The following is a 12,497-nucleotide window of genomic DNA, read 5'->3' on the forward strand; positions in this document are numbered from 1 at the left end:
AAATTTCTTTGAAATTTGTCGATTCACAAAAACCTTTGGTTTTTGTCGAACTCACAAAAATCGAAGATTTTTGTCGAGTCGAAGCGAATTTCAAAAAATTCGCTGACTTACGAAAACCTGAAAGGTTTTCGTTAAGACTCATGAAAATCTTCGATTTTCATCGAGAGTTGAATAATCGTAGGTTATTCAACTAATTCCAATAAAATTTGCAAACAACTATAATCTGATATAGCATTAAGTCTCATTAATAGTATTAATATATATACTAGATTTTACACATATGTGTGAGTAATACTTTTGTGAGGGATATTTGTGAGCTCAAAAGTTTTGTTATACCTTTTCGTTGAAAGTGAAAATATAGGTAAAGCTATAAATGCACTTTCAGAAGGTGGAATAACAGGTTTCTTCTTGAACGATTACAAGGGTATGTCTCCACAAGATTGGAAATGATTCTTACTGGCTGAAGATCCTGAAATGGCGTTAAAGATTATTAACGAAATATCTAAAAATACCGTTATGATAGGTACAGTTGTAAGTGTTGAGAAGCTTGATGGGATAAGGGAGATAATTTACAACAGACTTTCAGAAGATAGATATACACTTATATGCCTTCCAGTTGTTGGATTAGAGGTGAATCGCCCAGATTAATGTCCATAAGTGGACAATGGGAGATAAATAATTTAAAAAATCGTTCGCTAATCTAAATGTGGATAAAATAGTGATCCCCATGAGATTTAGAAAAGGAAGACCAAAAATACCTAGGTTAATATCCGAAGAACCCAGGGTAGTATTATTTAAACCAGCAGGTACTCCAACTGCCGAATTAGAGGTTTTAAACCTGACTCTTGAAGAATTAGAATCTGTAAGGTTAGTGGATTATATGGGTTATTCTCATGAAGAAGCTGCAAATGCCATGGGGATTTCAAGAAGGGTTTTTTGGAGTATCCTAAAATCTGCAAGAAAAAAAATAGTTGATGTCTTGATTAATGGGAAAGCCCTCAGTATAGGTGGCGGCCATTATCAAATAAGAGAATGTGGGTCCTATGAAGAATGTGGTAGGGAAAAAAGATGTAGATTTAGACTTTTACCATGTAAAAAATCTAATTCTGATCTTGAATAGATGACATTAATGTTGTATTTTAGATTAAGGGTAATATCCCAGATTTAAATTAAGGGGTAAATTATGAAAAAAGATATTGACTCAGTAATTGATCGTATAGACTCAATGTTAAAAACGACACCTGAATCATATAGCACATATAAACTGTTAAAGACACACAGAGAATTTTTAATTGGAAGTACGGATTATTTAAAAAATTCCAATCATACAATAGCATTTATAGGAAAAGTGGGTGTTGGGAAAACTACTGCCATATCTAAATTATTAAATTTAATAGATTGTAGCGGAAAAGAATTATTACAAACAGGCAGTGGTAGGACAACAGTATGTGAAGTAGAAATTCGTGAAAGCAATAGAATATCCATAGAAGTAGAACCGTATTCCAATGATGAAGTAGAAAAATATTTAGAAGAGTTTTCCACGTACATCGAAAACAAAATTTTAAAAAAGACCTCACAAAGCGAAAAATCTTTTACACTAAGTAGCGAAATAGAAAGGGCACTGCGAAATATGCTTGAATTAAAAATAAGGCGATTTAAGGAAAATGGTAAAAGAAAAAGTATTGATGATGCTGTTGAGCTTTATAATTCCTGTAGTTCAAAAGATGAATTTTACCAAAAACTTTTACAGAGAATCAATCTATCAAATCGAACTACAACGGAGATATTTACATTTTCAGACAGTAAAGAGTGGATAAGGAATAATTTTGAAGAGATAAATAATGGAAAGAATAAAAATGTACCACTTCCTAAAAAAATAATTATTAATATTAATGAAAATCCAGTAAAAATACCAAAAATTAATTTATCATTTTTAGATACTAAGGGAGTTGATGAGACTGCAAACAGGCAAGATATTGAAAATCAGCTGAAAGATTCACGTACAATATCTGTACTATGTACAAGTTTTAATGATGCTCCAGATAAAGTGAGTACAGATATCCTGAGATATATGAAAGATTCAGGTTTAACTAAGTATATCTCTAAAAGAATCATTATTCTTGTATTGGATAAAAATGGAGAAGCTGAATGTATAGCTGATTTGGAAGAACCAGATTTGGAAGAAGGTAGAGAAATACGAAAAGATCAGATTGAAAGAGATTTAAAAAACTCACTAAACTTGGATGATATAGAAATCGTATTTTTTAATTCAAAAGAAGACGATCCTGAAGAATTAATCTCCATTTTAATTAATAAAGTATTGGCATTGCGTAAAGAACATGAAAATCAGGTAGAAACTATTATTGAATCGTTAGATGAAATTGAAAAACAGACTAATACGCAACTATCTTCGGAGGCTTTACGAAGAGTAAGAGAATCTGTTTCAATATGGATTAAAGATGCCGAGAATATCCAATGTAACTTAAAAAAAAATTTTACCAATATATTGGAAATAATACTAGATAAAGGAACGCATGCGTCTAGCGTAAGAGCCTGTGTTAATCGTCGTGGTCAATGGCATAATTTAGATTATTATAAAATACTTTCTGACGCCTCAAGATATCAGACTGTCAAAGCATTTGATAAATCCAAGAATGAACTTAACTGTATTATTTCCAACATGCTTAAACAAAAAGATTTACACTATCAGAAAGGTACATTAAATTCTATTCAAAATATTTTGGAGAAAAGGGTTGAAAAGATATACCAAGAAGCATATGATAGGGGAAGAGACAATTACTTCGATAATTTATTTAATGATGACGATCTATGGTCAAATATGATGCAAGAATGGGGAAAAGGGACTGGATACAAAAACCGAATTTCAAGCCATACGGAGCAGTGGTTTTTAAATCAGGATCATGATACTTTTGATAAAGAAAATAGTGAAAAACTCAATTTAATGTGGCAAGAATTATTGGTTGAAATAAACAATCTTATTGGAAATGAAAATTAACACTAAATGCTTCATAGAGGTGATATTGATGTTATTATTGGAAGTAAAAAATGTCTCGAAAAAATTTGGCGATACCGAAGTATTAAAGAATATCAGCTTTGAACTTAATGAAGGAGAAGTTTTAGGAGTCCTTGGAAGAAGCGGTTCTGGAAAATCGGTTTTATTACACATGCTTAGAGGAATGGATGGTTACGAACCTACCGAAGGTAAGATAATATACCATATTGCACAGTGTGAAGAATGTGGGGAAGTAGATGGACCTTCCAAAGATGGAGAGACATGTGGGTGCGGAGGGACGTTTAAGAAAATTACCGTAGATTTTTGGAACAATAAAGAAACTACTTATTATTTAAAGAAAAAAATAGCAATTATGCTCCAGAGGACGTTTGCCCTCTACGGTGAAAGGTCAGTTATTGAAAACATATTGGAAGCTCTGCAAAACGCAGGTATCGAAGGTCCAGAGGCAACCGAAACTGCTTTAAAATTAATAAAAATGGTTAAGTTGGAACACAGAATTACGCATATTGCAAGAGATTTAAGCGGTGGGGAGAAACAGAGGGTTGTTCTTGCAAGACAGATAGCTAAAAAACCATTTATATTCCTTGCAGATGAACCTACAGGAACATTAGACCCTAGAACTGGAAAACTAGTCCACGATGCCTTGATGAATGCCGTTATTAAGAACAAAATTGCAATGGTTATAACTTCACACTGGCCTGAAGTAGTTGCAGAGCTCTCTCAAAAAGCCATATGGCTTGAAAATGGAGAAATTAAAATGGCAGGCGATAGCAACGCTATTGTCGAAGAGTTCATGAAAACTGTAACCTCATTAAAAAAGGTCGAAGAAGTTGAAATTAGAGATGAACTAATAAAACTTGAAAATATTGAAAAGAAGTACTGTTCAGTTGAAAGGGGAGTTATTAAAGCAGTAGATGGTGTTAATTTAACCATCAATGAAATGGAAATATTTGGTTTAGTTGGAGTTAGTGGGGCTGGAAAAACCACACTTTCTAAAATAATTGCAGGTGTTCTTCAACCTTCAAAAGGTAAGTACTTCTTTAGATTGGGCGATGAATGGATAGATATGACAAAGCCAGGACCTGCCAATAGGGGAAGGGCAAAAAGATATATCGGAATGCTCTTCCAGGAATACAGCCTGTACCCTCATAGGACTATCCTTTATAACCTGACAGAGTCAATAGGATTGGAGATGCCTGGAGAATTTGCTAGAATGAAAGCAGAACATACATTAGTTTCAGTAGGATTCACCGAAGAAGAAGCAGAAAAAATATTGGATAAATATCCAAAAGAACTGAGTGTTGGGGAAAGGCACAGGGTTGCTTTAGCCCAGGTTTTAATTAGGGAACCACACGTTATCCTACTTGATGAACCTACTGGAACTATGGATCCACTCACAAGAAACATGGTAGCTGAATCAATCCAAAAATCAAGAAAGGACCTTGAACAAACCTACATCATAGTATCCCACGATATGGACTTTGTTCTAAATGTATGTGATAGAGCTGCGTTAGTTAGAAACGGAAAAATTATGAAGGTAGGAAAGCCAGAAGAAATAGTTAACATATTAACCGAAGAAGAAAAAGACGAAATGTTGAAGCAGTAATTATTTATGCTCTTTATATTATTTTTATTTACCTATTAACTCTTCAAGGTACTCTATCTCTTTTATTACTTCAGAGATTTTTTCATCCCGAGCCTTTAAAAAAGTCTTGGATTCCAAAGTTGGCCATCTTTTTCGATTCAACCTTTTTTTAAAAGGTTGGTTTGAGAGTTCTTTATTGTAGTTTAAATCGTTTAGTTCTAAGTTAATACAATTTTTATAGCCGTATTCATGAACTAGCTTTTTTAATGGTTCTGAGAAATCTACCATCGAATACCTTAAGGGATAGTGATCCTTATTGTCAATTACTCCAGATATGTGCACATTTTTTATCTGTTCATGCAGCTCATCTACGAAATTTGAACTATTTTCCCTTGCATGTGCAAAATCCAGGGTCATTTTTAGATTTTTGGAATTAAATTTTTCAAGAACTGATTTCATCTCTTCAACAGAGTAGCAAATATTATTTACTTTTTTGCGTGGGTTTTCAAGGCAGAGGATTATATTTTTTTCTTCTGCATACTTCAAAGAGATATCGAGGTATTCATAAAATTTTATGTACTCATCCTCTGTCGGAGCTCTGCTAGTAGGTCTTTTCCCCGGATGAATGGTTAAATATTTTGCACCATAAAGATTGGCAAGTTCTATGGCCCATAGAGTTTCCATAATTGATGCCTTTTGAATATATGGGTTTATTGAAGATGGATTTAACTCAATATATGGTGCATGAACCGTTAAACAGAATTTAGATAGAACGTCCTTTAAGCTATTTACATAGTCCAAGCTGTCCCTTTTTTTCCAGAAATCAGGATTTTCAGGAAAGAATTCCATACACCTTAATCCCAAGTCCTGAAATATATCGGCTATTTCTTCAATTGGATACTCCCAAAAAAACAGTGTAGAACAACCTATTTTTATCATATTAGTAAATATAATATTTTGTGTATAAATAATTAAAGGGAGGTAAATAATGCTCAGCAAGTTTAGGGGGGCTATACTCGGGCTTTCAATAGGTGATGCCCTTGGAATGCCGTCTGAGGGACTTACCAAAGAAGAAATAAAACTGAATTATGGAAAAATAGAGGACTACTCATCTCCAAAAAACCATTTTGAAGGCATTTTAACTGCCGGAGATTATACCGACGACACCCAACAAACAATAGCAATGATAAAATCAATAAAACCAGAAGGTTTTAGTATGGAACTCTTTATAAAGAATTTGATCGACTGGTATAATAATAGTCCGATAGGTATGGGCCCAACAAGTGAAAAGGCGATAAAAAATTTGATCAATGGAAATTATGAAGGGGTCAACTCAAAAACCTGTGGAGCTGCGATGAGAGTGGCCCCTTTAGGACTTTATTATTATGATAATCTTTTAGAATTAAAAAAGCATGTGATAGAATCATCAAAAATAACCCACAACAACAAAGATGCCATAGCCGGAGCTCTGACAATAGCATTTTTTGTAGCATCATGCTTAGGAAACCAAGATTGTAAAAATAAAGAGTATTTGAAGAAATGTTCAGAATTTGTATCTGATGTTTCTGAAGATTTTGCAGAAAAAATACTTCTAATAAAAAGCATGGATTCTGTTGAAAAGGGATATGAAGAATTTGGAACTGGAATAAATGCAGATGAGTGCGTACCTTCTGCAGTCCATACTTTTTTTGCAACAGGCAATTTTAGGGATGGGATGATTTTTGCAGTAAATGCCGGCGGAGATACAGATAGTTTAGGAAGTATGTTTGGAGCTATTGCAGGAGCTCACTACGGGTTTCATAATATCCCCAAAAAATGGGTTGAGGGGATTAAAAATAGGGATTATTTAATAAGTTTGGCAGATTACCTTTACAAGATTAAATTTAATCACGAATATTATTAATTTCAAATCTTACCTCTATTATAATATATACTCAAAGCAACATAAAAAGACTAATTAATAAATATCCAAGACAAGGAGGGGTAATTATGCCAGAATATGATTTTGAAATAAAATATGGTCCATCCTATTCTCTCTTGAAAATAAACCTTGAAAATCAAGAAATCACTGCCGAAACTGGTGCGATGGTATATATGGATAAGAGTATAAACATCGACACCAATATGAAGGGAGGATTAATCGGAGCTCTGAAGAGAGCAGTTGTTGGAGAAAATTTATTCTTAAATAAGTTTAAAGGAACTGGAACATTGGCGTTATCTCCAAGTTATGTTGGGGACATAGTACATCATGATTTAGAAGGAGCTCTTTATGTTCAAAGTGGGGCCTATTTGGCATCTTCTCCAAATGTGAAAATAGATACAAAATTTGGTGGGACCAAATCATTTTTCGGTGGTAAAGGATTATTTTTAATGAAGTTAGATGGCGAAGGAGATGTATTTTTATCATCCTTTGGAGCATTGGAAACCATAGAATTGAACGATGAGAGTTTAGTTGTTGACAACGGTAACCTTGTAGGTTTTACGGAAGGGCTGAATTATTCACTAAAGAGAATTGGAGGTTTAAAATCCACTTTGTTAGGTGGAGAGGGGGCAGTTTATGAATTTAACGGTACTGGAAAAGTATATATTCAAACAAGAAATGTTGAGACGTTTGCAGACTTTTTAATGAAGTACTTGCCTATTCAACCTAGAAAATAGTACATCATCCCTATTTTTTTGAATCGTTTAAATTCGAACTAAAAATGCGTGAATAACTAATAATATAAAAAATAACAATAACTATCACAAAAATAACAATAAATTAATAAAAAAATTTAAAAAAAGCTTTGGAGGTTTATAATAAGCCTGCCGCATCTAATGCTAATTTAACTTCTTCTGTTGAAGCTTCTTTTTCAATTTCTACCTTTTTGTCGGTAGGTTCAAGGTGTTTTATGTTGCATCTTCTTCTTTTTACGTTTCCGTCAACAACAACAAAGTTTTTGTCTAATACATCAACAACAACACATGTTTTTCCAGCTTCTCTACCTAATGTTTTAATACAAACTCTTCCTACTTCAATTGCAGCCATTTTACCTCACCTTATTTTTTGTTGTTGTGATCGTCGCCAATCACAAGTCATTCTTCAAATAGGGAGATATTTACTATCATCCTTTAATGCTTTCAATTGATTTGCAGATGATATTAAATACCCCTTCGATATTCCATTTTGATGAATCAATCATTATATTGTATATTGAGAGATCATCTATATCTATATTATAGATTTCTTTATATCTTTTTTTCTCGCTATTCTCTCTTTTTATCATTTTCTCTAATGCAAGCTCAATATCTTCATTTTCCCTTTCACTTATTCTCTTACATCTAACCATTGGGGGCGCCTTTAGCCATATTGACACTGTAGGCTCAACATCGTTGTTTTTTAACATCCATGCGGCAAGCCTACCTTCAAGTACTATATTTCCTTTTTTTGCCAATTCTACCTGTCTTCTGTCTATTTCTTTATCAATTTCGGGATTTTGTTCGGCGTACTTACTAAATTCATTTAGATCCATGTTCATTTCTTTTGCCATGTCTCTGAAGATGAACCCAGCGCATACGTGTTCAAGACCGTATTTCTCAGCTATCATCTTTGCCATAGTTGTAGTTCCTGTCCCAGGTAGTCCCCCGATGGTTATAATCATTCTAACACCTTTTCAACGAACTTGAAGATATTTTTTACATTAGAAAGTTCTTGCTTTTTCAATCATAACTCTTTTGAGACATTTTGGGCATAAGTAGCCACCAAATGGTCTTTCAGGTCTCTTTTCTGTTTTAGCTAACTTTGAGATCTCTGCAGGTCTTCCTCTAGGAACACCATTTAAGAGAGCTCCACAAGTTGCACACTTGTGTTTTGATACCTTTTTTCTTCTGTAGTGTATTGTAGTTTTGTTTCCAGGTATTCTTTTTGATATTTTTTTGTATGACCCGGATTTATATCTAGGGGCAGGCATTATTATTACCTCCTATATTTTTCAACATTTATTTTGTTTTAAAGTATATAAATATTACAGTTATAAAAAAATTGTAATAATCTTTAATTTGAATATACTCAATTAAAATAACCAATATTGAGACAATCCCAAAACACGTGATTTAGTTAATATATTTTCAGTTTTGGGGCCGACTCATTAATAAAATGGTAGATTAACTATACATTTATAGTATATAAAATTTTTTGTTAAATTGGATATTAAAAAATAGTTCAAATTAGTTTTTATAATTATTCATAGGTACAATCTATAACGTTAAACTAAAATTAAATTAGGCTATTTCCCTCAGTTTTTTATAAACTTCTGGGAGAATATCTATTTATAAATATAATTATTTAAAGTAGGAATGTGTCAACTATACATACAATTATTATCATTCTTTACCGCTCATCCTGAAGAAAATATTCTATCCATTTTCTCAGCTCTACCGCCATAAAGAATAAAATAGTGGCAATAAATACAAAAACAAAATTTTGAATAGTCAGATGAACCGTATGGAACAGATCTGAAAATACATAGATCGCCATAAACTGCAATACAATACCTACTGAGATGCCTAGCCAAATATATGGGTTTATGGTTAAACTTCTCTTTATATTCTTGAAAAATGGCTCACTTTCTTTTTGGGCCTGAATTCCATTAAACCACTGGGAAACCACCATTGAAGTAAAAACGGTTGTTATTGTTTCCCCATAGGGGTAGCCATTCTTAAGCATGTATATATATAGAATCAAATTGATTATGGCTATAACGACTGAAGTATATAGTATTCTAAGAATCTGAAACTTATCTAAAAACTTATCTTCTAGTTTAACTGGCTTTTTTTTCATTACATTTCCTTCTTCCTTTATAAATGGAAATGTTTTATCCTGCACCCCGTCAGCTACTATGTTTATCCACAGTATTTGAGTTGGATAAAGTGGTAAATTAAGCCCAAGAATTATGGCGGATGAGATTAAAAGTATTTCACCTAAGTTGGTTGAAACCAGGTAGTATATGACTTTCCTTATATTATTTGATATGACCCTTCCCTGCTTTATTGCATTTACTATTACCTTTAAATTGTTATCCGTTATAATCATTTTTGAAACTGATTTAGCAGCCTCTGTGCCTCCACCCATAGCAATTCCCAAATCTGCAACTTTTAAAGCAGGTACATCATTTACACCATCCCCGGTTACTGCAACAATTTCTTTGTCTTCCTGAAGGGTTTTTACTATTCTGAATTTATGTTCTGGCAATGCCCTGGCAATAACTGATGTATTTTTTAAAGTAGATATTAATGTTTTATCATCCATATCTTCTATTTCTTTTCCAGTTAAAACTCTATCTCCTTTTTCATATATTCCTATTTCCCTAGCTATGGCTCTTGCAGTTAATGGGTAATCTCCAGTTATCATTATCACCCTTATACCTGCAGCTTTTGCAGTCAAAACCGCCTCTTTTACACCTTCTTTTGGAGGATCTAAAAATCCTATAAGGCCCACTATTCTGAACTTCCAGCTATCTGGACTTTTCCAGCTATCTTCCCCTATTCCAAATGCTAAAACTCTAAGGCCATTTTCAGCCATTTTATCATGAATTTTATCGAACGTTTTGAACTCTTCTTTGTTTGTTGCCTTTTCTTTTAGGAATTCGTAAGACCCTTTTACAAAAAGTTGTTCCCTATCTTCTTTACATTCTTCATGTCCTTTACATTTTTTCTCAGATTTATTGACCGAAGCCATCATTCTAAGTTTTGTGTCAAATGGATGGATAAAAATCTGGGGATACTTATTTCTTAGATCGTTATACTCGTCACTTAGCCAGTTTGCAAGTGCAACATCTATAGGATCTCCTTTTCCATCACCACCGGCTTCGTTTGCAAGTGCCGCCACAAGTTTAACTTCCTCAATATTTGGGGAAAAAACATCCTTAACTACAATTTTTCCTTCAGTTATTGTTCCGGTTTTATCAGATGCTATAACTGTTGTGCTACCAAGGGTTTCCACAGATGGAAGGTGCCTAACTAAAACCTGTTTTTTATTTAACATCAGAGCTCCTATTGCTAAAACAAGTGTTACCACAATAGGTAGCCCCTCAGGAACTGCAGAAACAAGCAATGCCACGAGAATATACATCATATGTGAAAACTCCCTTCCTTGGAGTGTCCCTATAATACCTATAAGAAATAGTAAGAACATCAAAAAGATAATGAATCTCTTTGAAAAAATGGCAATTGCTCTTGTAAGTGGACTATCTGGAGACTCTTCCTGTACTTTTTCTGCAATTGATGCAAGATATGTATCTCCCCCCGTTTTAACAACTATAGCTTTTCCAGAACCTTTAACTACAAAAGTTCCTGATAACGCCATGTTTTTTAGATCGTAAGGGAGTGTATTTTCGGGTAAAGTATATGATGCATCTTTTTCAGCAGGCATAGACTCTCCAGTAATGGTGGATTCATTAATTAATAAGCTATTGCTTTCAATTAGTCTCAAGTCAGCTGAAACAACATCCCCCTCAGATAAAATAACAAAATCCCCTGGAACCAATTCCAAAGATGGGATTTCAAAAACCTTTCCATCCCTTAAAATCCTAACCCTGTGTTCGGTTAATTTTCTCAAGGCCTTTAACGACTTTTCAGTTTTAAGTTCCTGCCAGAACCCAAGAAAACTGTTTATAAAAACTATGCCGATAATAAGAAAAAAATCTTTTATATCGCCTATATAAAAAGCCAAAATGGATGCAAAAATCAGGATATAAATAACTGGGTCCTTAAATTGTTTTAAAAATATTGAAATATTACTTGTTTTTTCATCTTTTAGGAGATTTTTGCCAAAAATGTTTATTCTTCTTTCCGCTTCTTTTGAAGAAATTCCCTCTTGAGAAGTATCAAGTTTTTCAAAGGTTTCTTCAATTGTTAAAGATTGTGCATTATTTGGAATATCCATTGTACCCCCCGAAATAAATAAAAACCGAAATAAAAAATAAAAAATTAAAATGGATTTAGAGCCCTGCAATAACGTCTATTTCAATTAAAGCACCTTTAGGTAGGTTGCTTACCCCCACAGTTACCCTGGCAGGTTTATGATTATCGAAGTATCTTCCATAAATTTCATTTACCTTTTGGAAGTCGTCCATATTTTTTAGGTAGATCGTTGTTTTTAGTACGTTATTGAATTGCATTCCCGCAGCTTCAAGTATGGCTTTAATGTTTTCCATGACTCTTTCAGTCTGCTCTTCAATAGTTCCATTTATGAGTTCTTGGTTAAGCGGATTTATGGCTATCTGTCCCGATATAAAAAGAAGATTTCCATACATTACTGCTTGAGAATAAGGTCCTATGGCTTTTGGAGCATTTTCTGTATTGATTATCTTCATCAAATCCCCTCGATCTATTATATTTATGATATATGCGGGAAGATATATAATAATACACCTAATTAAAAATAATGTGTAACTACCTAAATTTAAAGATTGAAAATACTAAAAAATAATTCCATGATGCTAACTTTTTGTTTTTTAGTTTTAAAAAATTCAACAATATAGGATTAAACACTAGGTGCTATAGATGATAAAACTTTAATTTAATTATTTAATTTAGTTATTCAAAAAGAGAGAAAAGAAGAAAAATTATTGAAAACCATTAAAAAAGCGTTATAAATCTTTTAAAAATAAACTTTTTTAAGTCCCACGGCATATACTACTTTAAAGGACTTGATTATTCCCATCGGTTTTTAAACTATGTATAAAATAGGTGTAAATATTCCTTTTTAGCGGTTTTTATCTAATAGTTTATCAAAAAAGTTAAGGCGCAGGGGAAGGGATTTGAACCCTTGCGGAGCAAAGCTCCACCGGATTTCAAGGACTATTGTTTTATTTTAGACTAGTTTCCATTATTATTTCG

The 12,497-nt window shown here is 33.1% G+C and carries 11 protein-coding genes and 1 pseudogene; 6 read left to right on the forward strand and 6 right to left on the reverse strand.

Annotated elements, in window-relative coordinates:
- The first annotated feature begins 312 nt into the window (after nt 1-312).
- The 4 genes and pseudogenes from F555_RS08835 (at nt 313) to atwA (ending at nt 4,640) form a co-directional block, all read left to right on the forward strand.
- Nucleotides 313-648, forward strand: a pseudogene (locus F555_RS08835) (MJ1244 family protein).
- 79 nt (nt 649-727) lie between these two features.
- Nucleotides 728-1,120 carry a DUF134 domain-containing protein gene (locus F555_RS0100665; protein WP_018153301.1) on the forward strand — a complete coding sequence of 131 codons (393 nt, stop codon included), beginning with the start codon at nt 728-730 and terminating at the stop codon, nt 1,118-1,120.
- Between the two features lie 105 nt (nt 1,121-1,225).
- Entirely contained in the window at nt 1,226-3,016 is a 1,791-nt protein-coding gene (locus tag F555_RS0100670) for a hypothetical protein (RefSeq protein WP_157205712.1), read from the forward strand.
- Nucleotides 3,017-3,044: 28 nt separating this feature from the next.
- A complete protein-coding gene (gene atwA, locus F555_RS0100675; RefSeq protein WP_018153303.1) occupies nt 3,045-4,640 on the forward strand; it encodes a methyl coenzyme M reductase system, component A2 in 1,596 nt (531 codons plus the stop codon).
- Between the two features lie 24 nt (nt 4,641-4,664).
- Here atwA and F555_RS08840 read toward each other — a convergent pair whose 3' ends face one another.
- Nucleotides 4,665-5,558: a sugar phosphate isomerase/epimerase family protein gene (locus F555_RS08840; protein WP_050559928.1), complete on the reverse strand. Its 894-nt coding sequence runs from the start codon at nt 5,556-5,558 to the stop codon at nt 4,665-4,667.
- Between the two features lie 49 nt (nt 5,559-5,607).
- Between F555_RS08840 and F555_RS0100685 the strand changes: the two genes are divergently transcribed.
- Both F555_RS0100685 and F555_RS0100690 read left to right on the forward strand, forming a co-directional pair.
- Nucleotides 5,608-6,522 carry an ADP-ribosylglycohydrolase family protein gene (locus F555_RS0100685; RefSeq protein ID WP_018153305.1) on the forward strand — a complete coding sequence of 305 codons (915 nt, stop codon included), beginning with the start codon at nt 5,608-5,610 and terminating at the stop codon, nt 6,520-6,522.
- Nucleotides 6,523-6,608: 86 nt separating this feature from the next.
- The gene (locus F555_RS0100690; protein WP_018153306.1) at nt 6,609-7,277 is read left to right on the forward strand and encodes a TIGR00266 family protein; all 669 of its coding nucleotides are present in this window, start codon (nt 6,609-6,611) and stop codon (nt 7,275-7,277) included.
- Between the two features lie 136 nt (nt 7,278-7,413).
- Here the strand turns inward: F555_RS0100690 and F555_RS0100695 are convergent, their stop codons facing one another.
- The 5 genes from F555_RS0100695 to F555_RS0100715 form a co-directional block, all read right to left on the reverse strand.
- A complete protein-coding gene (locus tag F555_RS0100695) occupies nt 7,414-7,647 on the reverse strand; it encodes a 50S ribosomal protein L14e (protein ID WP_018153307.1) in 234 nt (77 codons plus the stop codon).
- 76 nt (nt 7,648-7,723) lie between these two features.
- Entirely contained in the window at nt 7,724-8,260 is a 537-nt protein-coding gene (gene cmk, locus F555_RS0100700) for a (d)CMP kinase (RefSeq protein ID WP_018153308.1), read from the reverse strand.
- Nucleotides 8,261-8,299: 39 nt separating this feature from the next.
- Nucleotides 8,300-8,569, reverse strand: coding sequence for a 50S ribosomal protein L34e (locus F555_RS0100705; RefSeq protein WP_018153309.1), 270 nt, complete (start codon nt 8,567-8,569; stop codon nt 8,300-8,302).
- Nucleotides 8,570-8,988: 419 nt separating this feature from the next.
- The gene (locus tag F555_RS0100710) at nt 8,989-11,541 is read right to left on the reverse strand and encodes a cation-translocating P-type ATPase (RefSeq protein ID WP_018153310.1); all 2,553 of its coding nucleotides are present in this window, start codon (nt 11,539-11,541) and stop codon (nt 8,989-8,991) included.
- 55 nt (nt 11,542-11,596) lie between these two features.
- Complete coding sequence (locus F555_RS0100715) at nt 11,597-11,971, reverse strand: RidA family protein (RefSeq protein ID WP_018153311.1); 375 nt, start codon at nt 11,969-11,971, stop codon at nt 11,597-11,599.
- Nucleotides 11,972-12,497: the final 526 nt, after the last annotated feature.

Source organism: Methanothermococcus thermolithotrophicus DSM 2095 (assembly GCF_000376965.1).
GTDB lineage: Archaea > AGJL01 > Methanococci > Methanococcales > Methanococcaceae > Methanothermococcus > Methanothermococcus thermolithotrophicus.

What these genes read in the sequence shown, in the direction of transcription:
- F555_RS0100715 (WP_018153311.1), bottom strand. Translation starts at nt 11,971, where the DNA reads ATGAAGATAATCAATACAGAAAATGCTCCAAAAGCCATAGGACCTTAT.
- F555_RS0100710 (WP_018153310.1), bottom strand. Translation starts at nt 11,541, where the DNA reads ATGGATATTCCAAATAATGCACAATCTTTAACAATTGAAGAAACCTTT.
- F555_RS0100665 (WP_018153301.1), top strand. Translation starts at nt 728, where the DNA reads ATGAGATTTAGAAAAGGAAGACCAAAAATACCTAGGTTAATATCCGAA.
- F555_RS0100685 (WP_018153305.1), top strand. Translation starts at nt 5,608, where the DNA reads ATGCTCAGCAAGTTTAGGGGGGCTATACTCGGGCTTTCAATAGGTGAT.
- F555_RS0100690 (WP_018153306.1), top strand. Translation starts at nt 6,609, where the DNA reads ATGCCAGAATATGATTTTGAAATAAAATATGGTCCATCCTATTCTCTC.
- F555_RS0100705 (WP_018153309.1), bottom strand. Translation starts at nt 8,569, where the DNA reads ATGCCTGCCCCTAGATATAAATCCGGGTCATACAAAAAAATATCAAAA.
- F555_RS0100695 (WP_018153307.1), bottom strand. Translation starts at nt 7,647, where the DNA reads ATGGCTGCAATTGAAGTAGGAAGAGTTTGTATTAAAACATTAGGTAGA.
- cmk (WP_018153308.1), bottom strand. Translation starts at nt 8,260, where the DNA reads ATGATTATAACCATCGGGGGACTACCTGGGACAGGAACTACAACTATG.
- atwA (WP_018153303.1), top strand. Translation starts at nt 3,045, where the DNA reads ATGTTATTATTGGAAGTAAAAAATGTCTCGAAAAAATTTGGCGATACC.
- F555_RS08840 (WP_050559928.1), bottom strand. Translation starts at nt 5,558, where the DNA reads ATGATAAAAATAGGTTGTTCTACACTGTTTTTTTGGGAGTATCCAATT.
- F555_RS0100670 (WP_157205712.1), top strand. Translation starts at nt 1,226, where the DNA reads ATGTTAAAAACGACACCTGAATCATATAGCACATATAAACTGTTAAAG.